Origin of the sequence: Crossiella sp. SN42 (assembly GCF_023897065.1) — a bacterium.
Classification (GTDB): Bacteria; Actinomycetota; Actinomycetes; order Mycobacteriales; family Pseudonocardiaceae; genus Crossiella.
In genome coordinates, this window is the sequence record NZ_JAMHIV010000017.1 from 79967 (window position 1) to 106399 (window position 26433).

Genomic DNA, 26433 nt, shown 5'->3' on the forward strand with positions numbered 1-26433 from the left:
GAACACGACTCCAGATGACGGTGCTGATATCAGTCGAGAAGTCTCGCACACACCCGTCGGCCACGAAGGAGTGATGGCCGCCGCCTGCCCGGAGATCAGGGTCCGCTGCGACCCGGCCCCGCCGGACGCGCTGTCCTGCGCCGAGGTCGCGGCCGATCCGGCGGTGGCGTTGCGGCTGGTCGAGGCGGAGATGCAGGCCACCGCGCACCGGGTGCACGCGGCGGCCGCGCGCACCGCGCTGTCGGTATACGCGATCAAGATCGGCCAGGCCACGGTGCTGCCCTGGGCGCTGGGCCTGGGCTGGTGGCACCCGGACCGCGTCCGGCTGGGCGGCGATGGCGGCCACGGCTGGCACACCCTGCACCTGCCCGGCGATCCGGCTCCGGTGGAGCTGGACGAGCTGGTCGGCGAGGTCTTCGAGGGGCACCTGTTCCGGGTGGCCGGGCACCTGCGGGTGGTCCGCGGCTGCGCGGAACCGGCCATGCGCGGGCAGATCGGTTTCGGGATCGGCACCGCCCTCGCCCGCGCGGCTCGGGGCGGTGCCGACTCAGCCCGGCTTTCCCTGGCGTACCAACGGTTGTGCTCAGTCGTGCCGTGGCTGGCCCCGACCGGTCGCCTGCTCACCGGCGCGAAGGGCCTGACCTACCTGCGCAACCACTGCTGCCTGTTCTGGACCGCCCCGGCGGAGGACGCCTGCCGGAGCTGCCCCAGACGGACCGACGAGGACCGGCTCAGCTGAACTGCACCGGGATGAACACGTCGAAGCTGCGGTCACTGGCCTGCCAGTGGTCCCGGCGGGTGATGATCGCGCAGGTCTCCACGGTGCAGTCCAGGCCACCGGCGTTCTGCTTGAGGAAGATCTTCGCGGTGAACGAGCCGTCCGCCGCGATCGGATAGGTGTTGCCGCCCATCGGGGTGTTGGTCACCCACGCGGACGGGCCGACCCCGGTGCCGCCCTGCCCGTCCCCGCCCTGGCAGGGGCCGGGCTTGACGCCGTAGCTGAGGTCCGCGGGAACCTTGCACAGCGCCACGTAGTAGCCCTTGTCGGTGTGGTAACCGGTGCCCGTCACGGTGATCTCCTGGCCGTTGACCGCGATCGCGGTGGCCTCGGAGGCGGTGATGGTGCGGCCGTTGCGGCTGGCCGAGTCCGGAGCCGCCAGGGCGGTGCCGGTCATGGCCAGCACACCGGCGAGCGCGCCGAAGGAGACGAGCGCGGCCTTCACCTTGTTCTTCATGCTGATTCCCTCTTCTTGGTTCGGTGGTGGAACAGCAGCAGGGCGGTGCCGGCCGTCAGGAGGGCCAGCCCGGTCAGCAACGGGAAGATCGGTTCCGCGCCGGTCTTGGCCAGCCTGGGGGTGGGCGGCTGGACCTGGGCCGGTGGCGGGGCGACGACCGGGGTGGTGGTGGTCGTCGTCGTGCTGGAAGTCGTGGAGGCCGGTGGGGGAGCGGTGGTGGTGCTGGTCGGCGTGGTCGTGGTGGGCCCGCCGGGCACGGTGAGCACCGCGGCCGCGGTCGGCGTGCTGCCGGTGGCGTTGCTGAACACGGCCCGGTAGTGCCTGCCGGACAACCGGGGCTGCGCGAGCACGGTCAGCGTGTCGCCGGTCTCGGCCAGGTCGGCCCAACTGCGGCCGCCGTCGATGCTCTCCTGCCAGCGCACCGCGGTCGCGCCACGGGCGCCGGCCTGGAATCGCGCGGGCTGGCCGGGCTCGGCCTCGGTGCTGACCGGCTCGCTCAGCAGCACCGGCGCGGCGAACCGGGCGAAGACCTGGAGGTTGTTGCCGTCGGCCACGTACACCGCGCCGGTGGCCGGGTTCACCCCGATCGTCCCGGGCGCGGTCACCTCCAGGGTGCCGATCGCCTTGCGCGCCACCGGGTCCAGCACCGCGACCTGGCCGAGCTCGGCCTGCCCGGTGTAGAGGAACCCGGTGGCCGGGTCGACCGCGGCCCGGCCCGCGCCCGCCCCGGCGGCGAAGGGTTCGCCGAGCACCTGGTTGGTCCTGGTGTCCACGGTGGTCACCGTGCCGTTGCCCTGGTTCACCGCGTACAACCGGTGCAGCACCGGGTCAACGGCCAGCCCGCGCGGGTTCGCGCCCACCGGGATGGTGGTGATCACCTTGTGCGCCTTGGTGTCCAGCACCGAGACGGTGTTGTCGTCCAGGTTGGACACATAGGCGCGGTCGCCGTGCACCACCACCTGGTCCGGTCCGGAACCCACCGGGATCGAGGCGATCACCTTGCGCTGCACCGGATCCAGCACCGACACCACGGCCGCGCCGCCCTCGGCCACGAACACCTGGCCGGAGCCCTCGTCCACACCGATGCCGTTGGGACCCGCGCCGACCGGGATGGTCGCGGTGACCTGCCGGGTGGCCGCGTCGACCACCGACACCGAGGGCTTCTTGTCGATCACGCCCCGGTTGACCGCGAACACGGTGCCGGTGCGGGTGTTCGCGGCCAGCTGCGCGGGCAGGTTGCCCAGCTTGACCGGGGTGCCGACGACCTGGTGCCCGCCGTCCAGCGCGGCGGCGGTGCCGTTGCGGGTGCTGGTGAACCAGGTCTCGCCGCCGAGCGCGACGAAGGAGTTCACGCCCGGCACGGCGACCGTGGCCGCTTTCTCGTGCCGCACGGGCTCGGCCGCGTGCGCGGACGGCGCGGCCGCCAGCAGCGCGCCCGCGGTCAGCAGCAGCACGGGAAGTCGGTGGCGCATGACGCTCTCCCAGGTCATTCGTGGTCTCGGCGGGGCAGCACCAGTGGCGCCCCGGTTCGGGGATGGGCCAGCACCTCGACCTGGTGCCGGTAGACCCGGCTGAGCAGCTCGCCGGTGAGCACCTCGGCCGGTGGCCCGGCCGCGGCCAGCTCGCCGCCGGAGAGCAGCGCGACCCGGTCCGCGTAGGCCGCGGCCAGGCCGAGGTCGTGCAGCACCACGACCACCGCGTCCCCGGCCCCGGCCCGGCGTTTCGCGATGCGCAGCACCGCTTCCTGGTGCCGCAGGTCCAGCGCGGCGGTGGGCTCGTCGAGCAGCAGCAGCCCGGTCCGCTGGGCCAGCACCCTGGCCAGCGCCACCCTGGCCCGCTCGCCGCCGGAGAGCGAGGGGAACCGGCGCTGGGCGAACTCGGTCACCTCGGTCTCCCGCATGGCCTCGGCGATGACCTCCTCGTCCAGCTCGGCCGCCGGCGTGCCTGCCCAGGGCGCGCGGCCCATCTCGACCACCTCGGCCACGGTGAACGGGAAGGACAGCAGAACCTGTTGCGGCAGCACGGCCCGCAGCTTCGCCAGCTCCTTCGGCCGGTAGCCGCCAACGGGTTTCCCGTGCACCAGCACCTGACCTGCCGAGGGCGGGAGGTCCCCGGCCAGCGCGGCCAGCAACGTCGACTTGCCCGCGCCGTTGGGACCGAGCAGCGCCAGCACCTCGCCGGTGCGCGCGCTCAGGCTCACCCCGTGCAGCACCGGCTGCCCGCCGAGGACCACGCCGACGCCGAGGGTCTCGGCGATCACCCGGCTCATGCCCACCCACCCTGACGGGCCCTGGTGCGGCGCAGCAGCCAGAAGAAGAACGGCCCGCCGACCAGCGCGGTCAGCGCCCCGATGGGCAGCTCCACCGGCGCCATCGCGGTGCGCGCCACCAGGTCCCCGGCCACCACGACCACCGCCCCGCCCAGCGCGCTGACCGGGATCAGGTACCGGTGCCCAGGCCCGATGACCATGCGAACGACGTGCGGCACAACGAGTCCGACGAACCCGATCATGCCCGCCACGGCCACCGCCGCCGAGGTCAGCAGGGCCACCACGAACATCAAGGTGCCGCGCAGCCGCTCGATGTGCACGCCCAGGTGCCTGGCCGGTCGCTCGCCGAGCGCGAGCAGGTCCAGCTGCCTGGCGAACAGCGGTGCGAGCAGCAGCCCGGCGACCGCGCAGGGCAGCACGGCCAGCACCTTCGGCCAGGTGGTCTGGGCCAGGCTGCCCATCATCCAGAACACCACCGAGCGCAGCTGGGCGTCGTTGGAGTAGGTGAGCAGCAGGTTGATCACCGCGCCGGTGGCCGCGTTCACCGCGATCCCGGTCAGCACCAGGGTGACCACCTCGGTCCGCCCGCCGGAGCGGGACACCAGGTACACCACCGCCACCGTGACCAGCCCGCCGATGAAGGCCGCCGCGGGCAGCGTCCAGGTGCCCAGCGTGGTCACCCCGAGCACGGTCACCGCGCTGGCCGCCACCGCCGCGCCGCCGGAGACACCGACCACCGCCGGTTCGGCCAGCGGGTTGCCGAACACGCCCTGCATCACCGCGCCCGCGCAGGCCAGCGAGGCCCCGACCAGCACCCCGAGCAGCACCCGGGGAAACCGGATCTGCCACAGCACCGCGTCCAGGTAGCCGGTCGGCGGGGCCTCGGCCAACCCGAGCCGGTGCGCCACCGAGGCGAGCACATCGGCCACCGGGCTCGGGAAGGCCCCGATGCCCGCGCCCAGCAGGCACAGCAGGACGAGCGCGATCCCCAGGCCCAGCACCAGGGCCAGGCGGCGTGTTCGCATCAGCGCAGGCCCTCCGCCAGCGCGGTGACCACCAGCGCGGTGCGCGGCCCGAAGTTGAGCAGCACCCCGTCCTCGATCGCGACCACCCGCCGGTTCGCCGCGGCCGGGGTCTGCGCGACCCCGGGCAGCTTGAGCAGCCCGTCCACGCCCTGCACCGAGTCCAGTCCCTTGCTCATCACCAGGAAGACGTCCGGTTGCGCCTTGACCAGCGACTCCGCGGTCAGCGGGGTGAACGGTCCCAGCCCGAGCTCGGCGCCCACGTCACTGGCCCCGGCCGCCTCGATGATGGAGTCCGCGCCGGATCCCTTGCCGCCCAACAGGTAGACCGAGGCCGACCCGCGCAGGTACAGGAACGCCACCCGCGGTTTCGCTTGTCCCTGCGGCACTTTGGCCCTGGCCGCCTCGATCTCCGCCCTGGTCCGCCCGGCCAGCTCCTTGCCCGCGGCGGGCACGCCGAGCGCGGCGGCCACCGCCTCGATCCGGGTGAAGGTCTCCGGCATCCGCTTGGCCTCGGGCAGCACCACCACCGGCACCCCGGAGTCGCGCAGCTGGCTGATCGCCTCCGGCGGCCCGACGCCCGGCTCGGTGAGGATCACGCTGGGGCGCAACGACAACGTGCTCTCCGCGGACACGTCGTGCCCGGAGGTCACCACCGGCAGGGCGCGCGCGGGCTCGAAGGTGGCCGCCACGTCCCGGCCGACCACGTTCGCGCCCAGCCCCAGGGTGAACACCACCTCGGAGATCGCCCCGGACAGCGGGATGATCCGGGAGGCGTCGGTGACGGTCACCCTGCGCCCGTCCACCGAGTCCACCGTCACCGGCAGCACCGGCGCGGGCGTGGCCAGCGGCTTGATCCGCTGCGCGTTCACCTCGGCCGCCACCGCGGAACTGGGCGCGTCGGCCGCCGGGGCGGGCGCGGCGCACCCGGCCAGCGCGAGCAGCAGCGCGCCCGCGAGCCACCGCCCGCTCACGAGGCGGACCGCTTGCGCCGCGCGCGGAAGACCAGCAGCGCCGCCAGCAACGCGACCACCACACCGCCACCGAGCGCCACCGGCAGCAGCGCCGCGGTCTGCTCCGCCGCGGGCACCTCGATCGCGGGCAGCTGCTCCGGCCCGAACTTCACCGGCACCACCACGTCCTGGGTGCGGTCCGCGGTGCGGGTGTGGTCGGTGCGGGTGACCAGCGCGCACTTCACCCCGCTGTCCCGGCAGTCGATCTTCGGCTCGGCCGAGAGCACCGGGCTGATCTTCAACTCGGCGGTGAACGTGCCGCCCTCGCCGAAGGGCTTGGCCAGGTCCTTGCCGTAGGCGGGCGGGTTGTTGGAGATCCACTTCGAGGACCCGCCGGCCCCGCTCAGGTCCGCGCCCCCGCCGCACGGACCCGGCTGCTTGCCCGGCCCGTTGTCCACGCAGAAGGCCACGTAGATGCCCTTGTCCACCCGGTAGCCCTGGCCGGTGACGGTCACCGTCGCGCCGGCCTCGTCCAGCCCGCTGGTCTTGGCGACGGTGAGCTTCTGCCCGTAGTCGCCGGTGACCGTGGTGCCCTTCGCGTCCTGGGTGACCAGCCCCGCGCCCGGCACCCGGCTCACGGTCACCGCCGCTGGCGGCACGTATCCGCTCGGCGTGGTCTGCTGAGTCATTCCGCCCCCACTAGCCAGGTGAGTCTTGCCTATCTATTGTTAGCCTAACCTAACTAAGCTGGTTTGTTGATGGGGTGAACGGATGATGCGATCGGTCCGTCTGGCCGCCGCGGTGTTGCTGGGGCTCGTCTTCGCGCTACCGGGAACCGCTGTGGCCCAACAGGTTCCGGTCCTGTCCACGGACCGGGCCAGCGGCCTGGACCCGGCGGGGGAGCGCATCGTGGTGCGCGGCGCCGGGTTCGCCGCGCAGAGCACGCTGGCCCTGGGCGCCTGGTCCGGCAGCACCGCCGACCCGGCCGGACCGGCCACCATCACCACCGGTGCCGACGGCGGTTTCGCGGCCGAACTGCTGGTCAGCCCGGCCTTCGTGCCCGAGGGCAGCCCGATCGAGCTGCGGGTGAGCGTGGCCGGAGTGGCCCCGCTGCCACTGAAGTTCGGCGTGAACTCGCCAGCCACCACGCCGAGCAGTCCGCCGTCGAGCAGCCCGCCACCCGCCGCGACCTCCAGCGCCGCGCCGAGTGTCGACGTCAACCGCCGCGAGGCCGCCCCGCAGGCCGAGACCACCGCGAGCCCGAAGCTGTCCGCCTCCAAAACCCAGGGCCTCAAAGCCGCGGGGGAGAAGGTCACCGTCACCGGCTCCGGGTACAACGAGGCCAAGGGCATCTACGTGGCCGTCTGCGTGGACAACGGCCCCGGCAAGCAGCCGACGCCCTGCCTCGGCGGCGTCGACATGTCCGGCAAGAACGGCAACTCGGTCTGGATCTCCAGCAACCCGCCGCCCTACGGCAAGGACCTGGCCAAGCCCTACGGCCCCGGCGGCACCTTCTCCGTCGAGCTGACCGTGACCGCCAAGGACGAGTACACCGACTGCGCCGTGCTCAAGTGCGCCATCGTCAGCCGCGCCGACCACACCCTGGGCGCGGACCGCAGCCAGGACGTCGTCCTGCCGATCACCTTCGGCGGCAACGGAAACCCCGCGCCGACCACGACCGCCACCACCTCGCCCGGCGGAGGTGGCAGTGGCGGTGGCGACCAGCCGGGCGGCGGTACGGGCGGGACCGGCGGCACCGGTGGTGGGCGGCCCGGGGGGCTGGCCAACACCGGCGCCGGGCCGATCCTGCCGATCGCCCTCGGCGGCCTGGCCCTGCTCGCCGGTGGCGCGTGCGCGCTCTACGCGGGCCGTCGAAGGTCCACTGTGGACTGAGTAAATCGGTTGCCGGACGGGCACACCGCTGTCACCGTCGGTGGCGTGTCCGTTCTCCTGGCGCGGAAAGTCACCCTGTCCTTCGGTCCGCGGACCGTGCTCTCGGCGGTCGACCTCGATGTCTCGCCCGGTGACCGCGTCGGCCTGAGCGCGCCCAACGGGGTGGGCAAGTCCACCCTGCTCCGCGTGCTGGCCGGCGAGCTCCCGCCAGAGGAAGGCACGGTCACGCTGCGGCCGGGCGCGGTGCTCGCGCACCTGACCCAGGAGACCGACCCCAGGCCGGGCGAGTCGCTCGGCCCGCTCGACCTCACCATCGGCGGCGGCGAGCGCTGGCCGATCACCGGCCCCAACGGCAGCGGCAAGTCCACCCTCATCGGCGCGCTGCTGGGCCGGATCCCGTTGCTGGCCGGGGAAAGGTCGGTCGGCGCGAGCGTGGTGGTCGGCGAGGTGGACCAGCTCCGGCACACCTTCGACACCGAGGACAGCGCGCTGGCGGTGGTGATGGCCGCGACCGGCCTGCACGCCGAGCCGGCCCGCACCCTGCTGGCCAAGTTCCGCCTCGGCGCGGACGCCGTGCCGCGCCCCGCGCGCGAGCTCTCCCCCGGCGAGCGCACCAGGGCCGGACTCGCCGTGCTGCAAGCCAGGGGCACCACCTGCCTGGTGCTGGACGAGCCCACCAACCACCTCGAGCTGCCCGCCATCGAGCAGCTCGAACAGGCCCTCGCCGACTACCCCGGCACGCTGATCCTGATCACCCACGACCGCAGGCTGGCCCAGGCGGTCCGGGTCGACCACGTGCTGGACGTGACGGCCGAGAGCGGGCGCCCCCGACTGGCACCCGCCCCCGACCTCGATAAATAGCTCAGTTTTCCGGCCCGCCAGCTGTGTTATCCGCCAACGGCCCAGGTATGCACCGGCTCACCCGAGTGCATCAGCTCCAGGTACCGCCGCAGCATCCCGGTCAGCGCCGCCTCCCGGTCCAGCCCCCTGCTCTCCAGCCGGGCCACCGTCTCCCGCTGCCAGGTCGACCCGGTCCGCCGCGCCACGCACCGCTGCTCGATCACGCCGAGGTAGCGCTCGCGCGCGGCGTCGGAGACCCCGCACAGCCGCAGGCCCTCGTGCGCCATCGGCAGCAGCCGCCGCAGCACCAGCTCATCCGGCGGGATCCAGCCGATGCCCGGCCAGTACAGCTGCGCGTTCATCCCGTGCCGGGCGCCGCTGTAGAGGTTCTCCTCGGCCGCCTGGAAGGACATCTGGGTCCACACCGGCCGGTCCTGCGCGGTCAGCGCCCGCTGCGCGCCGTAGAAGAAGGCCGCGTTGGCCAGCACGTCCAGCACGGTCGGGCCCGCGGGCAGCACCCGGTTCTCCACCCGCAGGTGCGGCACCCCGTCCACGATGTCGTAGACCGGCCGGTTCCACCGCCAGATGGTGCCGTTGTGCAGCCGCAGCTCGGACAGCTTCGGCGCCCTCCCGGCGGCCAGCGCCTCCAGCGGGTCCTCCGGCTCGGTCTCCGGCAGCAGCGCCGGGAAGTAGCGGACGTTCTCCTCGAACAGGTCGAAGATGGAGGTGATCCACCGTTCGCCGAACCACACCCGTGGCCGAACCCCCTGGTTCTTCAGCTCCTGGGGGCGGGTGTCGGTGGCCTGCTCGAACATCGGGATCCGGGTCTCGTGCCAGAGCGCCTTGCCCAGCAGGAACGGCGAGTTCGCGGCCAGGGCGACCTGCACCCCGGCCAGGCACTGCGCGGCGTTCCAGTGCGCGGCGAAGTCGTTCGGCTCCACCTGCAGGTGCAGCTGCACCGAGGTGCAGGAGGACTCCGGCAGGATCGAGTCGGTGTAGCTGCGCAGCCGTTCGGGGCCCTTGCCCGGCATCGGCGCGCCCTCCATGTCCAGCAGCATCTCCTCGCCGCGCGCGCCGAAGATCTGCGCGTTCAGCAGGGAGTAGCGCGGACTCGTGGACAGCCACCGCGGATCGAAGTGCTCCCGGCGCAGCGTGGGCAGCATGCCGATCATGGCCAGCGCGGCGCCCGCGTCGTGCGCCTTGCCGTCGGCGGCGTCCAGCTGCTGGCGCAGCTCCTCTTCCAGCTCCAGCGCCTCGTCCCCGGCCAGCGGCCGCGGCGCGACGTTGATCTCGATGTTGTACTGACCTAGCTCGGTCTGGAAAGCAGGGTCGGAGATCTTCTCCAGGACCACCGTGTTGGCCATGGCAGGACGCAGCGTCTCGTCGACGAGGTTCAACTCGATCTCCAGGCCCATCTGCTGCCGGGGGAAGGAGAAGTGGTTCTCGGCGAGCATCCGGGCGAGCGCGTCCAGGCAGCGCTGGACCTTGTCCCGATATCGCTGACGATCCTCCCTGGTGAACGTCCGGTTGGTCACGTCCCTTCCCATGCCGCCTCCCAATCGGTCGGCTGGTTTGGCCGGGCACACCAGCGGCGTCGCGAAGGCCCACCGTGACACAGCGTTTCCCGGCCTCGCCAGCCGCCAAACCGGTGCTCTCTGTTACATCGTCTTAACCAACAGCGACAAAGCGCTGGTCAACGCTTTCTTCGCGACGCAACGTTACTGGACAGTCTCTCTCAAACCGTGGGATGGCACACTGATCGGGTGGTGCAGGTGATCCAGATCGACGACCCGGCCGACGAGCGTCTCAACGACTTCCGCGACCTGTCTACCGCCGACCGGCGGCCGGACCGGCCCGGCGGCCGCGGCCTGGTGCTGGCCGAGGGCGTCGTGGTGGTCGAGCGCCTGCTCGCCTCGCCCTACCCGGTGCGCGCCCTGCTCGGCGTCCAGCGGCGCATCGAGGCCCTGGCCGACCAGCTCGAACCAGTGGCCGCGCCGGCGTACGTGACCAGCGCGGAGATCATGGCCGAGGTGGTCGGCTTCCACCTCAACCGCGGCGTGCTGGCCAGCGCGGACCGCGCGCCCATGCCCGCGCTGCCGGAACTGGCCGCCACCGCCCGCAGCCTGGCCGTGCTGGAAGGTGTCGGCGACCACGAGAACCTGGGCTCGATCTTCCGCAACGCGGCCGCGCTCGGCGTGGACGGCGTGCTGCTCGGCCCCGGCTGCTCGGACCCGCTGTACCGGCGCAGCGTCCGGGTCTCCATGGGCCACGTGCTGCGCGTCCCGTTCACCACCATCGAACCCTGGCCCGAGGGCCTGAAAACCCTGCGCGACAACGGCTTCCGCCTCGCCGCCATGACCCCGAGGGCGGACGCCCTGCCGCTGCGGGAGGCCGTCGCCGGAGTCGAGAAGGTCGCGCTGCTGCTCGGCTCCGAGGGCCCCGGCCTCACCGAGGAGGCGATCACCGCCGCCGACCTGCCGGTCCGCATCCCGATGGCGGCGGGCGTCGATTCCCTCAACGTGGCAACAGCGGCCGCCGTGGCCTTCTACGAGATCGCCCAGGGCCACTAGGCTCCGGCGACGTGGAACTGCACGCCCGCGAAGCCCGCGCCGTCCTCCTCCGCCCGGACCAGCCGGAGGAGGTGGACCCCGGCACGCTGCCGCTGCCCGCGGGACTGCTGGAGGCCCTGCACGAGTGGGCCGAGGTGGCCGAGGCGGTGGAGCTGTCCGAAGGGGCGGGCGAGGCCGTCTACCAGCGCGGCAGGCACCTGGCCTGGCGGCTGGCCGGCGCGCTGGACACCCCGGTGCGGTACGTGGACCCGGTCTCCGGCGAGGCCGAGGAGATCCAGCCACCGCCACCCGTGCCCGCCCGCCCGGCGCCGCCGGCGGAGCCGACGCCGTGGGCCACCGGGCTGACCGTGAGCGTGTTCGTGGCCGCGATCGTGGTGGTCTCGATGGTGGCGCTGTCCCAGGGACTGAGCCAGGCCAGCCCGCTGCTCGCCTTCGGCGCGAACATCGTGATCGCGGGCGGTCTCGCGCCCTCGGTCTGGCTGGCCCGGCGCACCCCGGTGTGGCGCTGGGTGGCCTACGGCGTGGTCACCGGGATCGGCGTGGCGTGGCTGGCCCTGCTGCTCAGCTTGCTCGGGCCATAACCGGCGCTAGACCGGCCAAAGGGAAGAGCGTTCCTACCGCCTCGCTGTCACCGAGACCGGTGGACCCCTGCAGGTGGTCCGCGGAAGTCGCTCTCCCCTTGTTCACGCCACGTGCGCTCCTCTAACCCCGCTGGGAACGCACGCCGAGTAAGACGTCCTCCCAGGAAGGCACGATCGGGTGGTTCTTCCGACCGCGCTTACCTGCGGGCTCGGTCCGCCGTGCGGGGGCGTGCGTGCCCAGGTCGGTCTCCGCGGCCTCTGTCTTCTCGACCTCTTCCGCCTGCACCGGCTCGGTCGGTTCGATCAGGGGCGCGTCGGCCTGCTGGGCCAGCTCCTCCGGAAGCGGCTCTGGCTGGTAGCGCTGACCGTTGCTCGCCGGGGCCTGCCGGGGCTCCACCACGGGCGGTGGCGGCGGCATGGACTCGTCGATCACGGGCAGGATCTTGGTGTCGCCGTCGAGCTCCAGCGCCTGCTGCGCGAGCGGGGTGATCGCGCGCACGGTGCGGAGCGGACGGCCTGGTGTCGGGTCGATCAGGTCCGCGGCGTGCTCGTCCAGCGGCGTGATGGTGCCGCCGTGCGCGCCCGGGTGGAAGATCCAGTGCGCCCGGTTGTCCGAGCGGCCCGCCCGCCAGCGCAGCTGGATGACCCACTTGCCGTCCTCGCCGCGCCAGGAGTCCCAGTGCGCCACGGCGTAGTCCTGGCCGCGCAGGCCGAAGCCGTGCGCCACCACCTCGCCGAGGGTCTGCACGTCCGGGCCGTCCTCGCGGAGCGGGTGCGCGCGCTGGGCGAGCTCCGCGGTGCGGGACCGCTCCAGCAGCACGGGGTAGGCGTAGCGCTCGACCCGCTGCGCCGGCAGCCCGGAGGCGGCGGCCACCTGCTCCACCGACTCACCGCCGCGGATGCGGGCCTGGATCTCGCGCGGGCGCATCTGGCTTTCCAGCTCGATCTGCGCCTGGCCGAGACGGGTGATGTCACCGCGGGCGGCGGCCTTGAGCCGCTCGTCGGCCGGGAGCGTGAAGCGTTCGCCGCGCTCGTCTTCGAGGACGAGCACCTGCGCGTCCTCGTCGAGCCCGACTACTCGCAGCGCTCGCATCGCGGCCTCCCGGAAACTTTCACCTCGCTAGCGGACACGGTATGTCGGCGAGCCTGCTTGACGGGGCAGGCGCGCCGACACCACGACTATCTGCACCCGATCTTGCCTGATCGGGGCACAGGCTCGCACCCGCAAATCACAACGGTGTCACTTAGCGGGAGGTGACAGCCTCAGCCGAGCTGCCCGACCACCCAGTCCACAGACCGTGTGAGCTTCGTCACATCGTCCGGGTCGATGGCCGGGAACATGGCTACGCGGAGTTGATTACGACCGAGCTTCCGGTACGGCTCGACGTCCACCACGCCGTTGGCCCGGAGCACCTTGGCCACCACCGCCGCGTCCACCGAGTCGGCGAAGTCGATGGTGCCCACCACGTGCGAGCGCTTGGCCGGATCGGCCACGAACGGGGTGGCGAACTCGCTGTTCTCCGCCCAGTCGTACAGCCGCGAGGAGGAGTCCGCGGTGCGCGCGGTGACCCAGTCCAGGCCGCCGTTGCCCAGCATCCACTCGATCTGGTCGGCCAGCAGGAACAGCGTGGCCACCGAGGGGGTGTTGTAGGTCTGGTCCTTGCGCGAGTTGTCCAGCGCGGTCGGCAGGGACAGGAACTCCGGCACCCAGCGATCACTGGCGCCGATCTCGTCCACCCGCGCGATCGCGGCCGGGCTCATCAGCGCCAGCCACAGGCCGCCGTCGGAGGCGAAGCTCTTCTGCGGCGCGAAGTAGTAGACGTCGAACTCCTCGGCGCGCACCGGCAGGCCGCCCGCGCCCGAGGTCGCGTCGATGGCCACCAGCGCGTCCCCGGCGTCGGCGGGCCGCTCGACCGGGACCATCACGCCGGTGGAGGTCTCGTTGTGCGCCCAGCCGATCAGGTCTGCCTCGGGCGAGCCGACCGGCTTGGGGGCGTCGCCCGGCTCGGCCTTGACCACGATCGGCTCACCGAGGAACGGCGCGGTCTTGGCCGCCTTGGCGAACTTGGCGGAGAACTCGCCGTAGGTCAGGTGCAGCGAGCGCTCGCGGATCAGGCCGAAGGTGGCCGCGTCCCAGAACGCGGTGGTGCCACCGTTGCCGAGCACCACCTCATAGCCCTCGGGCAGCGCGAACAGCTCGGACAGGCCTGCGCGCACCCGCCCGACCAGCTGCTTGACCGGCTTCTGGCGGTGCGAGGTGCCCAGCACCGCGCCACCCTCGGCGGCCAGCCTGGCCAGCTGCTCCGGCCGGATCTTGGACGGCCCGCAGCCGAAGCGGCCGTCACTCGGGCGCAGCTCCGTCGGGAGCTGGAGGGTGGTGGGGTCGGCCGTCTGCGTCATCACGGCGCCTTTCGCTTCGCGGTGGTCAACAGCGCCGGCGCCGTTGCCGGAGGTGCCCAGTGTTGCAGCCGGATGGCCTACCGGTTACCAGTGGGTGCCCCAGCTCACCCGTGCTGAATCGTCTCCCAGCCCTCGACCTCGTCCGGCTTGCGCGGCCCCGGTCCGAGGTACTGCGCGGAGGGCCGGACCAGCCGCCCGGTGCGCTTCTGCTCCAGGATGTGCGCGGCCCAGCCCGCGGTGCGGGCGCAGGTGAACATCGCCGGCATCATGTGCGGCGGCACCTCGGCGAAGTCCAGGATCACCGCGGCCCAGAACTCCACGTTGGTCTCGATGGCCCGGTCCGGGCGGCGCTCGCGCAGCTCGGCCAGCGCGGCCTGCTCCAGTGCCGCGGCCACCTCGTAGCGGGCCGCGCCCAGCTCCTGGCAGGTCCGGCGGAGCACCCTGGCCCTCGGGTCCTCGGCCCGGTAGACCCGGTGGCCGAAGCCCATCAGCCGTTCCTTGCGGTCCAGGATGTCGGCGACCACCTTGCGCGCGTCGCCGGAGCGCTCCACCGCCTCGATCATCGGCAGCACCCGCGCGGGCGCGCCGCCGTGCAGCGGGCCGGACATCGCGCCGATCGCGCCGGAGAGGCAGGCCGCCACGTCCGCGCCGGTGGAGGCGATCACCCTGGCGGTGAAGGTGGAGGCGTTGAGGCCGTGCTCGGCCGCGGACACCCAGTAGGCGTCCACCGCCTTGACGTGCCTGGGGTCGGGCTCGCCGCGCCAGCGGGTCATGAACCGCTCGGTGACCGAGGAGCACTCGTCGATCCGGGACTGCGGCACCGCGGCCACGCCGATGCCGCGCGCGGACTGGGCCACATAGGACAGTGCCATCACCGAGGCCCGCGCGGCGTTCTCCCGCGCCTGCTCGTCGGTGATGTCCAGCAGCGGCTGGTAACCCCAGATCGGGGCCAGCATGGCCAGCGCGGCCTGCACGTCCACCCGCACGTCGCCGGTGTGCACCGGGATCGGGAACGGTTCAGCGGGCGGCAGCCCGGCGCCGAAGCGGCCGTCCACCAGCAGCGCCCACACGTTGCCGAAGGTGACCGTGCCTGCCAGGTCCTCGATGTCCACGCCGCGGTAGCGCAGCGCGCCGCCGTCCCGGTCTGGCTCGGCGATCTGTGTCTGGAAGGCGACCACGCCCTCCAGGCCCGGCCGGAACGTCGGGTCGGCTGCCTGCTCCTGCACCACGTTGTGCCCCTCTCCCTGAGCGTTGGCGCCACCCTTCCGCGTGCGCGCGGTGTCGGCAATCACCTCCAGTGGTGGCATCCGTCACCACTCAGGCGGTTTCGCATTCGTGGATTTCGCCGTACGGTCCGCTGTCACGGTGCTACGCGGGGTGCCCCGTCGGGGAGGAGTTCGACATGCCGGACGCCAACATCACACTCCCGGCGATGAGAGTGTCGTACGAGGCAGGAGCCTTGGACGAGACCTCGCTCGCCGGTACCTGGCACGAGCAGCTCCAGTTGTGGCTGACCGACGCGATCGGCGCGGGACTGCCCGAACCGAACGCGATGATCTTGGCGACATCGGACACCGAGGGCCGACCGTCCTCACGCACCGTGTTGGCCAAGGGGCTTGATGCACGCGGACTGGTGTTCTTCACCAACTACACCTCCACCAAGAGTCACGATCTGCTGGCGACGCGGTTCGCATCCGCGACTTTTCCCTGGTTCGCCATGCAGCGGCAGGCCACCGTGCGGGGCGCGGTGGAGCGGGTCAACGCGGCGGAGACCGCGGAGTACTGGAACTCGCGGCCCCGGGGCTCGCAGCTGAGCGCGTGGGCCTCGCCGCAGTCGCGGGTGGTCAACGACCGGCACGCGCTGGAGAACGCGCTGAACATGGCCAAGCGCCGGTTCGCCGACGCCGAGCAGATCCCGGTGCCCCCGCACTGGGGCGGCTGGCGGATCCGGCCGGAGATGGTCGAGTTCTGGCAGGGCCGCAAGGACCGGATGCACGACCGGCTGCGCTTCCGGGCCAGCCGCGACGGCTGGCAGGTAGAGCGCCTGGCGCCGTGAGCGCCGCCTGAGCATCAGGGTGTGTCCGCCGGGTCACGCCCGCGCTAGCCGCGCCGGTTCGGCCGCTGGCGGCACGGCCGGAACACCCCAATACGCCCGGTATGAGGGCGTCCCGGCCGCACCGCCAGCGACCAAACCGATCACGGCTATCGCAGGCGTGACCCGGCGGACACACCCTGGCCTGACAAACGCATTCCCTTAGCCACGCTAACGGCCTAACATCCGACGGGTGACTGGGGACCCCGACGCCGTGCGCGTCGACGCCGAGAAGCCGCCCAGACCTGGCCTCCGGGCCAGGCTGGGGCGCATCCTGCTGGACACCCGACCACTGAAGATCCTGGCCTACCGGCGGTTGTGGCTCTCCAGCACGATCACCGTGATCGGCGCCCAGCTCAGCACGGTCGCCGTGCCCAAGCAGCTGTTCGACCTGACCGGCTCGTCCGCCTACGTCGGACTGGCCGGTCTTTTCGGTGTGGTGCCGCTGATCATCTTCGGCATCTGGGGCGGCGCGGTCGCCGACACGGTGGACCGCCGCAAGCTGTTGCTGGTCACCAACATCGGCATCGCGATCACCGCGCTGCTGCTGTGGGCGCAGGCGGCCACCGGCATCGGCTCGGTGTGGACGGTGCTCAGCCTGTTCGCGGTGCAGCAGGCCTTCTTCGCGATGAACATGCCCGCGCGCAGTGCCGCGATCGCCCGGCTGGTGCCGCTGGACCAGCTGCCCGCCGCGCAGGCGCTGGGCTCGACGGTGTTCATGTTCGCCGCGGTGTTCGGCCCGCTGGCCGCGGGTTCGCTGATCGCGGTGCTCGGCCTGCCCACGCTGTACCTGATCGACGCGATCGCGTTGTGCGCCACGCTCTGGGCGGTGTGGAAGCTGCCCCCGCTGCCGCCGCTGAACGGGCCGTCCCGCCGGGCCGGGCTGGGCGATGTGGTGGACGGCTTCCGCAACCTCATCGGGCAGAAGGTGCTGCTGGCCTCCTTCCTGCTGGACATCATCGCGATGGTGGCCGGCATGCCGCGCGCGCTGTACCCGGAGATGGCGGTGCGCACCTTCGGCGATCCCGAGGGCGGCGGCTTCGCGCTGGGCTGGCTGTACGCGGCGATGCCGTTGGGGGCGCTCATCTTCGGCCTGTTCTCCGGCTGGAGCTCGCGGGTCTCCCGGCACGGCGTGGCGCTGACCTTCGCGATCATCGGCTGGGGCCTGAGCATCATCGGGCTGGGCCTGGCCACGCAGCTGTGGGTGGCGGTGCTGTTCCTGGCGCTGGGCGGCGCGGCCGACGTGGTGAGCATGATCTTCCGCGGCGCGATGCTCCAGCAGGCGGTGACCGACGACATGCGCGGCCGGACCCAGGGCGTGTTCACCGTGGTGGTGGCGGGCGGGCCGCGGTTCGCCGACCTGGCGCACGGCACCGCGGGCGCGGCCTTCGGCACCGCGATCGCGGTCTCCGGCGGCGGCGTGCTGGTGATCGTGCTGACCGTGCTCGCGGTGGTCTGCATCCCGGTGATCTGGCGCTACCGGGCGCCGACCGCCGAGTCCGCGGTGGATCAGCCCAATGTGGACAGTGTGGTGGCCAAGGAGAAGCCGAGCAGCAGCGGCCAGTAGAGCAGCCGGGGCGCGAGGTTGTCCCGCCAGCGGATCAGCATGATCGGCGTGCGCGCGGTGACCAGCAGCGCGTTGATCGCGCTGATCAGCACCACCAGGTAGAGCCCGAACGAGAAATATTCCAGGTACACGATGCCGGGTGCGGCGGTGGCCTCGCGGATCGCGTTCTGCCGCACCGCGACCACCAGCACCATGCTCACCGCGAAGCTGATCACCCCGAAGGAGGTGAACCCGACGAAGGTGCGCCGCAGCTCGTCGCCGTTGGTGGTGATGAACAGCGCGGCGAAGACCAGCACCGCGATGAACCCGATCGGCACCAGCGTCTCGAACAGCGGCCCGTGGAACTGCCTGGTCACCAGCAGGTTGAAGTACAGCTCGGGGAACGGCGGCCGGTCGGTGTAGCGGCCGAGGCCGAAGTTGGTGGTGTAGTCGTGCTTGGAGAAGCTGAACGAGGTGGCCTGCGGCTGCCAGCGCGCGGTGACGAACTGCGGGTCCAGGCCGTGCATGCGCTCCGGCTGCCAGGGTCCCGGGTAGGCGCCGAAGTCCGGCACCAGCACCACGCCGCGGCCGAAGTCCGGGTGCCACATCCGGATCCACACGTCCTGGCGGTCGAGTGGGTAGCGGGTGTAGTCGAACTTCTGCACGAACGCGGTCTTGAAGTACCAGCCGATCACCTCGGCGTCGCCGTCCCGGTGCCGGTAGGCCTGCTTGGCCGGGTAGGAGTCATCGGCCTCGGGCAGCACCACGCCCCTGGTCAGCCCGGCGGGCAGGCTGTCCGCGTAGCGCTGCCAGACGTAGCCGCTGACCTGCACCTCGTTGCTGGCGGCGAACCTGATCGACTCCAGGTAGACGCCGGTGGGGATCTGCGCGACGGTGTTGCCCGGCGGCAGCTGCGCGGCCAGGTAGGCGGAAGTCTCCTCGGCTGAGTGCACCACCTCGCCGATCACCACCCGCTGGTCCTCCTCCTGCGCGGTGTTCCACACCACGACCATGCCGAGCAGGCAGAACACGCTGAAGGCCGCCGAGCACAGCCAGTACCGCCAGGCCTGCCGCCCGAACGGCCGGATGAGCAGCAGCACCACACCGCTCAGGCAGACCAGCGCGGTGACCAGCAGCGGCGGCAGGTGCCTGCGCTGGTCGAACAGGCACAACAACACGAAGGCGGTCGCACTGAGCACGCACAGTCCGGCGATGGCCCACTCGACCCGGCGATAGCGCTCCTGCCCCATGCGGGCCACAGTGGCGGGCGAGCAGGGCCGACGCTCGGTGTGGCGCGCCAGGTTCAGCCGGTCGGGGAATCAAGTGCCGCCACCAGGATGTCGGTGAGCAGCGCCGCGCACCGGCCGTCCGGGTCCAGGTCGGGGTCGTAGATGCCCACGTCCAGGCCGAGGCAGCCGGGGTCGCGCAGCAGCCCGGCGAGCAGTTCGGTCAGCTCCGCCGCGGTCAGCCCGGCCGGGTTGGGCGAGTCGACCGCGGGCATCAGGCTGGCGTCCAGGGTGTCCACGTCCAGGTGGATCCAGAACCCGGCCAGCCCGGCGAACCGGTCCCGCGCCCAGTCCGCCACCACGCCGGCGCCCAGGCGGCGGATGTCCTGCGCGGTGCGCACGCCGATGTCCGTTGTGGACAGTTCGGTGACGTCGGACTCGTCCTCCGGCCCCATGCCCAGCAGCACCGCGTCCGCATCGGCGACCAGTGGCCGCAGACCGTCCAGATCAGTGAGATCCGGCTGCCCGCGACCGGTGACCAGGGCCAGCGCCTCACCGCCCGCCGCGCCCACCCGGTCGGAGTTGCCGGGGTGCCGGAAGTCCGAGTGACCGTCCACATAGGCCAGTCCGTATCTGCCGGATCGCCGCCGCAGCGCCAGCATCGGGCCCAGCGCGATCGAGCACTCGCCGCCGAGCACCAGCGGCAGCTCACCCCGTTCGTGGATGGCGTCGACCCGGTCGGCCAGCCGTCTGGCGTACCCGGCGATCAGCGGCGCGTGGAAGACGCCGTCGCCCTCCTGCCAGTCGCCCCGGTCGTACCTCGGCGGCACCAGGCAGCCGGCGTCCCTGGCGCCGAGCCTGCTCAGCAGCCCGGCGTCGCGCAGCGCGCCGGGCGCCTTGGCGCAGCCGGGCACGGTGCCGGGGGCGGGCGGGCGGAGTCCGAGGTTGGACGGCGCGTCCAGCACGGCGATGGTCGGCATGGCATGAGTTCATACCCGACACGGTCGAATCAGCCCACCGAGTTGTGCCGGGGCGGCTACGGTGGGCCGGTGCTCACTGCATGGGGGCTGACCAAGGCCTATGAGGGACGTACGGTCGTCGATCAGGTGAGTTTCGAACTCCAGCCTGGCACCGTGACGGCCTTCCTCGGGCCGAACGGGGCGGGCAAGTCGACGACCCTGCGCATGATCACCGGACTGACCGTGCCGAACGCGGGCCGCGCGATGGTCGCGGGCCGTCCGTTCACGGCCTGGCCCAACCCGTCGCACGTGGCCGGGGTGCTGCTGGACGCCGCCGCGGTGCACCCTGGCCGCAGCGGCCGGGGCCACCTGCGGATGGCCGCCACGCTGGCCGGGGTGCCCGCCCGCCGGGCGGATGAGGTGCTGGAGACGGTGGGCCTGGCCGACGCGGCCACCCGCAAGATCGGCAAGTACAGCCTCGGCATGCGCCAGCGCCTGGGCATCGCGCACGCCCTGCTCACCAACCCGCCGCTGCTGGTGCTGGACGAGCCGATCAACGGCCTGGACCCGGAGGGCATCCGCGCGGTCCGCAACCTGCTCCGCGGCCACGCGGCCAGGGGCGGCACGGTGCTGCTGTCCAGCCACGTGCTCTCCGAGGTGGACCAGACCGCGGACCGGGTGCTGGTGATCGGCAACGGCCGCATCGTCGCCGACGGCCCACTGTCCACATTGACCACTTCCTCGCGTTCCCTGGTCCGCGCCAAGGACATGAACAAGCTCGCCGAGACCCTGCAGCGCGCCGGGGTCGCCATCCAGCCCGCGCCGGACGGCTTCATGGCCGCGCACGCCCCGGTCGAACAGGTCTCCGACCTCACCTTCGCCGCGGGCATCCCGCTGCTGGGCCTGCGCGAGGAGCAGATGAACCTGGAGGACCTGTTCTTCCGGCTCACCGGGGGAGGACGACCGGCATGACGCACGGCTACCCAGGACAGCAGGCCCCCGGCTACCCGCAGACCGGCCCACAGCCGATGCCGGGCGGCCACCCCGGCCAGCCCTACCCGCCGCAGCAGCCCGGCTTCCCGCCCGGCCCCGGCCCGCACACCGGCGGCCACCCCGCGCCCGGTCCGCACACCGGTCAGCAGCCCGCCGTGCCCGGCCCGCCGCCCGGCCTGCCCGCGCCCGGCCAGTCCGGCCCGGTCGCCACCGGCCCGTGGGCCGAGCGCGCGGCCAAGCCGGCGAGCTTCCTGCGCCTGGTCGCGGTGGAGTTCCGCAAGCTGGTCGGCACCCGCTCGGACAAGATCGTGCTGGCCTTCTCGCCGGTGTTCCTGGTCGGCGTGCTCTGCCTGATCATCCTGCCGCAGTACTACCTGCGCTCGGCCTCCGACCAGATCATGCCCAACCTGCTCGGCGTGCAGCTCGGCCAGTTGCTGCTGTTCGTCGCGGTGATCAAGCTGATCGCCGGGGAGTGGCAGTACAAGAGCGTGCAGCCGACCCTGCTGGTGCAGCCCTCCCGGCTGCGCTACCTGCTCGCCCAGGCCTCGGTGCTGGTCGGGGTGTGGCTGCTGGCCACGCTGGTCACCTTCATCGCCGGGCCGCTGCTGGTGAAGACCCGCACCGCGATGAACCTGCAGTCCAACTGGCTGGGCATGCGGCCGGGCTGGACGCTCGGCGTGATCGCGCTGGCCACCGCGCTGGTGCTGCTGTCCGCGATGGTGATCGGCACGCTGATCCCGAACACCGCGGCCGCGATCACCGTGTTCTTCGTGGCGGTGCCGCTGCTGACCTTCGCCAGGGCCGGGCTGCCCGAGGTGATCGGCATGATCTACCCGCTGGAGGCCGCCTACGCGATGGCCGGGCTCGGCGTCGGCGCGGTGCAGACCATCGTCTCGGTGCTGGTCTGGGTCGGCCTGCTGGTCTTCGGCGCGCTGGTGGTCAGCAGGCGGGACGCGGGCTGAGCCTCAGCTCTTGCGGCTGCCGCCGTCGGGGTCGATGGCGGGCAGCAGCTTGGTGGCGAACTCCCGCGCCCTCGGGCAGAGCCGGTCCCGGCTGGCCGCGGGGTCGAACTTCTCGTCCAGCTTGCGCTTGGCCTCGGTCTCGGCGTCGGTGTAGTAGATCGAGACCTTGAACGGCGTGGACGAGCCGGTGTCCACCACCAGTTCGCAGCTGGCGTTGTCGTAGCCCAGGCTCTGCACCGCGTAGTAACGCTCGGCCACGATCAGCCGCTCGAAGTACCGCCCGGAGACCTCGTCGCCCTTCCACACGTCGGAGAAGAACTTCTGCTCCGACTTCCGGTCCCGCTGCGCGAACTGGGCGATCATGAACTCGCCCCACTCCTCCGCGCCGATGCAGGACTGGTTGTTGAACCCGGTCCGCGGCGGCTTGGTCAGCCCGAGCAGGGTGGTGATGTCCGGCGGCAGCGTCTTGCAGGTGTTGTCGAAGACCGGCTTGCGGCCCTTCTGGAAGTCCAGGTTGTCGTAGGCCACCGCGTCCGGATCCAGCTTCGGCGCCGGTGCGCCGACCGGGGGCTCCGGCGGCGAGGTGCAGGCCGAGGCCACGGCAAGGGTGGCCAGCAGGGAGGAGACCAGGACTGCGCGCTTGCCCATGGCTGGTAGTTCAGCACATTCGGCCGATCAGGGTGACGATTTGGTGTACCTAGTTCGAAACACGGTCGGGTGGCTCCCAGCACGCGCTGTGACCAGGCACACTTTCCGCTTATGGCGAGCGAAGCGAAAGCCCAGGGGGCTCCCGAGACGAACGCCGGCCAGCCTGAGCTGAAGCGGGCGATCGGGCCGAAGCTGCTGCTGTTCTTCGTGATCGGCGACATCCTCGGCACCGGCGTGTACGCGCTGACCGGAACGGTGGCCGGGAAGGTCGGCGGCGCGTTGTGGCTGCCGTTCCTGCTGGCCTTCGTGGTCGCGTTCCTGACCGCGTTCAGCTACCTGGAACTGGTCGGCAAGTACCCGAGAGCGGCCGGCGCCGCGCTGTACACCAACCGCGCGTTCAAGAAGCCCTTCCTGACCTTCATGGTGGCCTTCGCGGTGATGTGCTCCGGCATCACCTCGGCCTCCTCGGCCGCGGTGGCCTTCGGCGGCACCTACCTCAAGGAGTTCGTCACCGCCCCCGCCCCGTGGGTGGCCATCGGGTTCCTCGCGCTGCTCGCCTTCATCAACTTCCGCGGGGTCGGCGAGTCGGTGAAGGCCAACGTGGTGCTCACCATCATCGAGCTGGCCGGCCTGGCCATCGTGGTCGGCGTCGGCCTGTACGCGCTGACCCAGGGGGCGGGCGACTGGTCCCGGCTGGTGGAGTTCAACACCGAGAACCAGACCACCCTGATCGCGATCACCTCGGCCACCTCGCTGGCCTTCTTCGCCATGGTCGGCTTCGAGGACTCGGTGAACATGGCCGAGGAGTGCAAGGACCCGGTGCGGATCTTCCCGAAGGCGATGCTCAAGGGCATGGCCATCGCGGGCATGATCTACGTGCTGGTCGCCATCGCCTCCTCGCTGCTGCTGTCGGCCAGCGAGCTCAAGGGCGCGGGCTCCTCCGCGCTGCTGCGGGTGATCCAGGTCGGCGCGCCCGAGTTCGACCACCGGATCCTGGCCTTCATCGGCCTGTTCGCGGTGGCCAACTCGGCGCTGATCAACATGCTGATGGCCAGCCGCCTGCTCTACGGCATGGCCAAGGAGCGGATCATCCCGATGCCCTTCGGCAAGGTGCACCAGAGCCGGCGCACCCCGTGGATCGCGATCATCTTCACCAGCCTGATCGCCGTGGTGCTGGTCTCCTCGATGAACATCAGCGTGCTGGGCGGCACCACCGCGCTGCTGCTGCTGGTGGTGTTCACCATCGTCAACATCGCCTGCCTGGTGCTGCGCAAGGAACCGGTCGAGCACAAGCACTTCCGGGCGCCCACCGTGGTACCCGTGCTGGGCGCGGTCACCTGCGCCTACCTGGCGCTGCCGCTGTCCGGCAGGCCGTGGGAGGACTACAAGCTGGCCGGGATCCTGCTGCTGATCGGCCTGGCGCTGTGGGTGGTCAACTGGCTGATCCTGCGCAAGCAGCACGGCAAGATCGAGTTCGACGCCGCCAACCTCGGTAAGAACTGAAGGCGCGTGTTTGACTGCGTGCCGTGACAGTGAACGGTGCGCAGTTCGAGATCACCGACGGCCCGGTCCGGGCGGTGGTCAACGAGGTGGGGGCGGCGCCGCGGATCCTGGAGATCGGCGGCCTGCCCTACCTGGAGACCTATCCGGAGGACCACACCCCGCCGATGGGTTGCGGCGCGGTGCTGGTGCCCTGGCCCAACCGGGTGCTGGACGGCCGCTGGACCTATGACGGCGGTGTCCAGCAGCTCGCGCTGACCGAACCGGCCAGGGGCAACGCCAGCCACGGCCTGCTGCGCCACACCACCTGGCAGCCCGAGATCCACTACCTGGACCGGATCACCCTGGGCGCGGACGTCAACGTGCAGCCCGGCTGGCCGGTGCGGCTGCGGGCCACGGTCGCCTACCGGGTCCAGGACGGCGGCCTGACCGTCACGCACACCGTGGCCAACCGCGGCCACCAGCCGGTGCCCTTCGGCGTCGGCGCGCACCCCTACCCGCGGGCGGGGGAGGCGGAGACCGACGAGTGCACCCTGGAACTGGCCGCGACCACCGCGGTGGATCTGGACCCCGAGCGCAAGGTGCCGGTCGGCGACCCGGTCCCGGTCGCGGGCACCGACCTGGACTTCCGCGTCGCCCGGCTGCTCAAGGGCGTGGAACTGGACACCGCGTTCGGCGGCTGCCTGCCCGCGGAGGACGGGCTGGTGCACCACGTGCTGCGCGGGCCGGACGGCGGCGTGGAGCTGTGGGCCGACCCGGTGTTCTCCTGGGTGCAGGTCTACACCCCGGACGGCTTCCCGGGGCGCGGGCGGGCGGTGGCCATCGAGCCGATGACCTGCCCGCCGAACGCGTTGAACAGCGGCATCGACCTGATCACGCTGGCCCCGGGCGAGACCTGGTCGGGGAGCTGGGGGATCAGAGCAGTCGGTTGATCTCGGCGGCCACCAGGTCCGGTTGCTGCAACGGGACCAGGTGGTCGGCCCGCTCGGCCAGCACGTGCCTGCCGTGCGGGAGGGCGGCGGCGAAGGCCCGGTGCGTCTCGATCAGCACCGGGCGGAACCTCTTCTCCGCCGGCCCGGTGCGGCCTGCCGAGATGACCGTGGTCGGCACCTGCGGCAGCCGCAGCGGCGGCAGCTCGGCCAGGCCGCCGGGCAGCGCGCGCACCTCGGCGGCGGCGGCCTTCAGGAAGCCGGGACTCAGCTCCTCCTCGGTGATCTCCCTGGCGATCTCCGGCGGGAAGTCGCGGTGCAACCGCCCGCGCAGCAACAGCTTCAACAGCCCGGTGCGGGCGATCAGCGCGCCGGTCCGGTAGCCCAGGCTGACCAGCCGGAACCGCTTGCCCTCGTGGTAGTGCGGCAGTTCCTCCTGCACCTGGTCCACCAGCACCAGCCCGGCCACCAGCTCCGGCCGCAGGTGCGCCACGTGCCGGACCACCACCCCGCCCAGGCTGTGCCCGACCAGCACCGCGCGCCGGATCCCGGCCGCGGCAAGCAGGTCGAGCAGGTCCTCGGTCATCCTGGACACCGTGCGCGGGCCCGGATCGGGGGTGCTGCGGCCCAGTCCGGCCCGGTCGTAGACCAGGGTGGCGGCCTGGACCTGTGGCTCCACCAGGGTCCAGCTGCCCCGGTTGGCGCCGATGCCGGACTCGAAGACCACCACCGGTTCGCTCGAGCCACGGCGGATGAGGTGCAGACAACGGCCGTCGCGGGTGCGGATGTGTTGGGACATCACGGTCGAGGTTTCCACGTCCCGAGTGGATGAACCCGGCCAACACGCCGCCCGCGCCGCTTCCGGCGGCCAGTGGCCGGTGCTTCACTGCCCCGATGGCCGACATTTCGGTGCAGCTGGGCGATGTCCAGGAAACCCTGCTCGCCACCCTGTACGCCCGCGCGGTGGAAACCGGCAAGAAGCGCGGCCTGCTGCGCGATGAGACCGCCGCCCGGATGGTGGCCAGGATCGACTACGACTTCACCCGGTTCGGCCGCTCGCCGATGCTGCTCGGCTCGGTGCTGCGCACGCTGATCCTGGACGAGTGGGTGCGCGAGTTCCTCGACGCCAACCCCGGCGGCACCGTGGTGGAGATCGGCGCCGGCCTGAACACCCGGTTCGAGCGGCTGGACAACGGGCGGGTGCACTGGGTGGACCTGGACCTGCCGGACGCGATGGCGCTGCGCCGCCGGTTCTTCACCGAATGCGACCGGCGCAAGCTGGTCGGCGCCTCGGTGCTGGAGGAGGACTGGCCGGATGCGGTCCGCGCGCTGCCCGGCCCGTACTTCTTCGTCGCCGAGGGCGTGCTGCTGTACTTCCCGCCCGCCCAGGTCCGGCTGGCCCTGGCCGGGCTGGCCAGGCACTTCCCCGGCGCGGGGCTGGCCTTTGACACCGCCGGCCGCTGGCTGGTGGACAACCAGGACGCGCCGGTGTTCGAGAAGAACGTGACCGCGAGTTTCCGCTGGTCCTGCGACGATCCCGCGGTGATCGGCGAGTGGGGGCTGGGCCTGCGGCACCGCGACTCCCGCACGCTGCTCCAGCTGCCCAAACGGCTGGCCCGCTCGCTGCCGCCACAGACCCGCGCCACCCTCGGCGTGGTGCGCGCCGCGCTGCGCAGCCGGGCCCGCGGGTACCAGGTCAGCCTGTTCGACCTGGAGCCGCACGTGCCCGAACCGGCCTCGCCCGCTGACCGGATCGGCTGACCGAACCGGACAGGACCCTTCGGCTCGGCGGCATACTCGGTTAGCGTGTCCCGC

General features: G+C 72.0%; 26 protein-coding genes. 12 read left to right on the plus strand and 14 right to left on the minus strand.

The window, feature by feature from the left end; all coding sequences use genetic code 11:
* Nucleotides 1-73: 73 nt before the first annotated feature.
* A complete protein-coding gene (locus M8C13_RS21145; RefSeq protein ID WP_252482376.1) occupies nt 74-739 on the plus strand; it encodes a hypothetical protein in 666 nt (221 codons plus the stop codon).
* Here M8C13_RS21145 and M8C13_RS21150 read toward each other — a convergent pair.
* From M8C13_RS21150 to M8C13_RS21175, 6 genes are read right to left on the minus strand one after another with little or no spacing between them, the layout of a single operon-like run.
* On the minus strand, nt 732-1235 hold the full coding sequence (locus M8C13_RS21150; protein ID WP_252482377.1) for a hypothetical protein: 504 nt from the start codon (nt 1233-1235) through the stop codon (nt 732-734). The genes M8C13_RS21145 and M8C13_RS21150 overlap by 8 nt on opposite strands.
* Nucleotides 1232-2707 (minus strand): hypothetical protein, encoded by a 1476-nt coding sequence (locus M8C13_RS21155; protein ID WP_252482378.1) that lies wholly within the window; start codon nt 2705-2707, stop codon nt 1232-1234. Before M8C13_RS21155 ends, M8C13_RS21150 begins: the two co-directional genes overlap by 4 nt.
* Before the next feature lie 14 nt (nt 2708-2721).
* The gene (locus tag M8C13_RS21160; RefSeq protein ID WP_252482379.1) at nt 2722-3504 is read right to left on the minus strand and encodes a heme ABC transporter ATP-binding protein; all 783 of its coding nucleotides are present in this window, start codon (nt 3502-3504) and stop codon (nt 2722-2724) included.
* Entirely contained in the window at nt 3501-4529 is a 1029-nt protein-coding gene (locus M8C13_RS21165) for an iron ABC transporter permease (protein WP_252482380.1), read from the minus strand. The genes M8C13_RS21160 and M8C13_RS21165 overlap by 4 nt, the downstream gene beginning before the upstream one ends.
* Complete coding sequence (locus M8C13_RS21170) at nt 4529-5500, minus strand: ABC transporter substrate-binding protein (protein WP_252482381.1); 972 nt, start codon at nt 5498-5500, stop codon at nt 4529-4531. Before M8C13_RS21170 ends, M8C13_RS21165 begins: the two co-directional genes overlap by 1 nt.
* Nucleotides 5497-6168 carry a hypothetical protein gene (locus M8C13_RS21175; protein WP_252482382.1) on the minus strand — a complete coding sequence of 224 codons (672 nt, stop codon included), beginning with the start codon at nt 6166-6168 and terminating at the stop codon, nt 5497-5499. Before M8C13_RS21175 ends, M8C13_RS21170 begins: the two co-directional genes overlap by 4 nt.
* A gap of 85 nt (nt 6169-6253) precedes the next feature.
* Between M8C13_RS21175 and M8C13_RS21180 the strand changes: the two genes are divergently transcribed.
* Together M8C13_RS21180 and M8C13_RS21190 are read left to right on the plus strand one after the other, a co-directional pair.
* Entirely contained in the window at nt 6254-7372 is a 1119-nt protein-coding gene (locus M8C13_RS21180) for a hypothetical protein (RefSeq protein ID WP_252482383.1), read from the plus strand.
* Between the two features lie 45 nt (nt 7373-7417).
* On the plus strand, nt 7418-8233 hold the full coding sequence (locus M8C13_RS21190) for an ATP-binding cassette domain-containing protein (protein ID WP_308202835.1): 816 nt from the start codon (nt 7418-7420) through the stop codon (nt 8231-8233).
* 26 nt (nt 8234-8259) lie between these two features.
* Here M8C13_RS21190 and M8C13_RS21195 read toward each other — a convergent pair whose 3' ends face one another.
* Nucleotides 8260-9759, minus strand: a complete 1500-nt coding sequence (locus M8C13_RS21195; RefSeq protein WP_252482384.1) for a glutamate-cysteine ligase family protein — start codon at nt 9757-9759, stop codon at nt 8260-8262.
* A 216-nt stretch (nt 9760-9975) separates the two neighbouring features.
* On the opposite strand from M8C13_RS21195, the gene M8C13_RS21200 reads away from it, so the two are divergent.
* Together M8C13_RS21200 and M8C13_RS21205 are read left to right on the plus strand one after the other, a co-directional pair.
* On the plus strand, nt 9976-10782 hold the full coding sequence (locus M8C13_RS21200) for an RNA methyltransferase (RefSeq protein WP_252482385.1): 807 nt from the start codon (nt 9976-9978) through the stop codon (nt 10780-10782).
* 11 nt (nt 10783-10793) lie between these two features.
* Nucleotides 10794-11363 (plus strand): DUF2537 domain-containing protein, encoded by a 570-nt coding sequence (locus tag M8C13_RS21205; RefSeq protein WP_252482386.1) that lies wholly within the window; start codon nt 10794-10796, stop codon nt 11361-11363.
* Between the two features lie 121 nt (nt 11364-11484).
* Here M8C13_RS21205 and sepH read toward each other — a convergent pair whose 3' ends face one another.
* The 3 genes from sepH to M8C13_RS21220 form a co-directional block, all read right to left on the minus strand.
* Nucleotides 11485-12456 (minus strand): septation protein SepH, encoded by a 972-nt coding sequence (gene sepH, locus M8C13_RS21210; protein WP_252482387.1) that lies wholly within the window; start codon nt 12454-12456, stop codon nt 11485-11487.
* Nucleotides 12457-12626: 170 nt separating this feature from the next.
* Nucleotides 12627-13763, minus strand: a complete 1137-nt coding sequence (gene serC / locus M8C13_RS21215; protein ID WP_252482388.1) for a phosphoserine transaminase — start codon at nt 13761-13763, stop codon at nt 12627-12629.
* Between the two features lie 104 nt (nt 13764-13867).
* Entirely contained in the window at nt 13868-15070 is a 1203-nt protein-coding gene (locus M8C13_RS21220; RefSeq protein ID WP_252482389.1) for a citrate synthase 2, read from the minus strand.
* A 125-nt stretch (nt 15071-15195) separates the two neighbouring features.
* Between M8C13_RS21220 and pdxH the strand changes: the two genes are divergently transcribed.
* Nucleotides 15196-15819, plus strand: coding sequence for a pyridoxamine 5'-phosphate oxidase (gene pdxH, locus M8C13_RS21225; RefSeq protein WP_374213113.1), 624 nt, complete (start codon nt 15196-15198; stop codon nt 15817-15819).
* 229 nt (nt 15820-16048) lie between these two features.
* Nucleotides 16049-17422 (plus strand): MFS transporter, encoded by a 1374-nt coding sequence (locus M8C13_RS21230; protein WP_374213114.1) that lies wholly within the window; start codon nt 16049-16051, stop codon nt 17420-17422.
* On the opposite strand, the gene M8C13_RS21235 is transcribed toward M8C13_RS21230, so the two are convergent.
* Both M8C13_RS21235 and M8C13_RS21240 read right to left on the minus strand, forming a co-directional pair.
* Nucleotides 17365-18651 (minus strand): hypothetical protein, encoded by a 1287-nt coding sequence (locus M8C13_RS21235; RefSeq protein ID WP_252482391.1) that lies wholly within the window; start codon nt 18649-18651, stop codon nt 17365-17367. The two genes, M8C13_RS21230 and M8C13_RS21235, sit on opposite strands and share 58 nt — an antisense overlap.
* Nucleotides 18652-18704: 53 nt before the next feature.
* Nucleotides 18705-19607 carry an arginase family protein gene (locus tag M8C13_RS21240; protein WP_252482392.1) on the minus strand — a complete coding sequence of 301 codons (903 nt, stop codon included), beginning with the start codon at nt 19605-19607 and terminating at the stop codon, nt 18705-18707.
* Nucleotides 19608-19760: 153 nt separating this feature from the next.
* Between M8C13_RS21240 and M8C13_RS21245 the strand changes: the two genes are divergently transcribed.
* Both M8C13_RS21245 and M8C13_RS21250 read left to right on the plus strand, forming a co-directional pair.
* Entirely contained in the window at nt 19761-20558 is a 798-nt protein-coding gene (locus M8C13_RS21245) for an ATP-binding cassette domain-containing protein (RefSeq protein WP_252482393.1), read from the plus strand.
* Nucleotides 20555-21541, plus strand: coding sequence for a hypothetical protein (locus M8C13_RS21250; RefSeq protein ID WP_252482394.1), 987 nt, complete (start codon nt 20555-20557; stop codon nt 21539-21541). Before M8C13_RS21245 ends, M8C13_RS21250 begins: the two co-directional genes overlap by 4 nt.
* Before the next feature lie 3 nt (nt 21542-21544).
* Here M8C13_RS21250 and M8C13_RS21255 read toward each other — a convergent pair whose 3' ends face one another.
* A complete protein-coding gene (locus tag M8C13_RS21255; protein WP_252482395.1) occupies nt 21545-22189 on the minus strand; it encodes a hypothetical protein in 645 nt (214 codons plus the stop codon).
* A gap of 111 nt (nt 22190-22300) precedes the next feature.
* Here M8C13_RS21255 and M8C13_RS21260 point away from each other — a divergent pair, with 111 nt between their 5' ends.
* Both M8C13_RS21260 and M8C13_RS21265 read left to right on the plus strand, forming a co-directional pair.
* A complete protein-coding gene (locus tag M8C13_RS21260; protein WP_252482396.1) occupies nt 22301-23692 on the plus strand; it encodes an APC family permease in 1392 nt (463 codons plus the stop codon).
* A 23-nt stretch (nt 23693-23715) separates the two neighbouring features.
* On the plus strand, nt 23716-24621 hold the full coding sequence (locus M8C13_RS21265; protein ID WP_252482397.1) for an aldose 1-epimerase family protein: 906 nt from the start codon (nt 23716-23718) through the stop codon (nt 24619-24621).
* Here the strand turns inward: M8C13_RS21265 and M8C13_RS21270 are convergent.
* Nucleotides 24605-25417 (minus strand): alpha/beta fold hydrolase, encoded by an 813-nt coding sequence (locus M8C13_RS21270; protein ID WP_252482398.1) that lies wholly within the window; start codon nt 25415-25417, stop codon nt 24605-24607. The genes M8C13_RS21265 and M8C13_RS21270 overlap by 17 nt on opposite strands.
* 95 nt (nt 25418-25512) lie before the next feature.
* On the opposite strand from M8C13_RS21270, the gene M8C13_RS21275 reads away from it, so the two are divergent.
* The gene (locus M8C13_RS21275; protein WP_252482399.1) at nt 25513-26379 is read left to right on the plus strand and encodes a class I SAM-dependent methyltransferase; all 867 of its coding nucleotides are present in this window, start codon (nt 25513-25515) and stop codon (nt 26377-26379) included.
* The last annotated feature ends 54 nt before the right edge of the window (nt 26380-26433 follow it).

Excerpts from the sequence above, each read along its gene's own strand:
- M8C13_RS21145 (WP_252482376.1), top strand. The coding sequence starts at position 74 with ATGGCCGCCGCCTGCCCGGAGATCAGGGTCCGCTGCGACCCGGCCCCG.
- M8C13_RS21150 (WP_252482377.1), bottom strand. The coding sequence starts at position 1,235 with ATGAAGAACAAGGTGAAGGCCGCGCTCGTCTCCTTCGGCGCGCTCGCC.
- M8C13_RS21155 (WP_252482378.1), bottom strand. The coding sequence starts at position 2,707 with ATGCGCCACCGACTTCCCGTGCTGCTGCTGACCGCGGGCGCGCTGCTG.
- M8C13_RS21160 (WP_252482379.1), bottom strand. The coding sequence starts at position 3,504 with ATGAGCCGGGTGATCGCCGAGACCCTCGGCGTCGGCGTGGTCCTCGGC.
- M8C13_RS21165 (WP_252482380.1), bottom strand. The coding sequence starts at position 4,529 with ATGCGAACACGCCGCCTGGCCCTGGTGCTGGGCCTGGGGATCGCGCTC.
- M8C13_RS21175 (WP_252482382.1), bottom strand. The coding sequence starts at position 6,168 with ATGACTCAGCAGACCACGCCGAGCGGATACGTGCCGCCAGCGGCGGTG.
- M8C13_RS21180 (WP_252482383.1), top strand. The coding sequence starts at position 6,254 with ATGCGATCGGTCCGTCTGGCCGCCGCGGTGTTGCTGGGGCTCGTCTTC.
- M8C13_RS21195 (WP_252482384.1), bottom strand. The coding sequence starts at position 9,759 with ATGGGAAGGGACGTGACCAACCGGACGTTCACCAGGGAGGATCGTCAG.
- sepH (WP_252482387.1), bottom strand. The coding sequence starts at position 12,456 with ATGCGAGCGCTGCGAGTAGTCGGGCTCGACGAGGACGCGCAGGTGCTC.
- serC (WP_252482388.1), bottom strand. The coding sequence starts at position 13,763 with ATGACGCAGACGGCCGACCCCACCACCCTCCAGCTCCCGACGGAGCTG.
- M8C13_RS21220 (WP_252482389.1), bottom strand. The coding sequence starts at position 15,070 with ATGCCACCACTGGAGGTGATTGCCGACACCGCGCGCACGCGGAAGGGT.
- pdxH (WP_374213113.1), top strand. The coding sequence starts at position 15,196 with ATGAGAGTGTCGTACGAGGCAGGAGCCTTGGACGAGACCTCGCTCGCC.
- M8C13_RS21235 (WP_252482391.1), bottom strand. The coding sequence starts at position 18,651 with ATGGGGCAGGAGCGCTATCGCCGGGTCGAGTGGGCCATCGCCGGACTG.
- M8C13_RS21240 (WP_252482392.1), bottom strand. The coding sequence starts at position 19,607 with ATGCCGACCATCGCCGTGCTGGACGCGCCGTCCAACCTCGGACTCCGC.
- M8C13_RS21250 (WP_252482394.1), top strand. The coding sequence starts at position 20,555 with ATGACGCACGGCTACCCAGGACAGCAGGCCCCCGGCTACCCGCAGACC.
- M8C13_RS21255 (WP_252482395.1), bottom strand. The coding sequence starts at position 22,189 with ATGGGCAAGCGCGCAGTCCTGGTCTCCTCCCTGCTGGCCACCCTTGCC.
- M8C13_RS21260 (WP_252482396.1), top strand. The coding sequence starts at position 22,301 with ATGGCGAGCGAAGCGAAAGCCCAGGGGGCTCCCGAGACGAACGCCGGC.
- M8C13_RS21270 (WP_252482398.1), bottom strand. The coding sequence starts at position 25,417 with ATGTCCCAACACATCCGCACCCGCGACGGCCGTTGTCTGCACCTCATC.
- M8C13_RS21275 (WP_252482399.1), top strand. The coding sequence starts at position 25,513 with ATGGCCGACATTTCGGTGCAGCTGGGCGATGTCCAGGAAACCCTGCTC.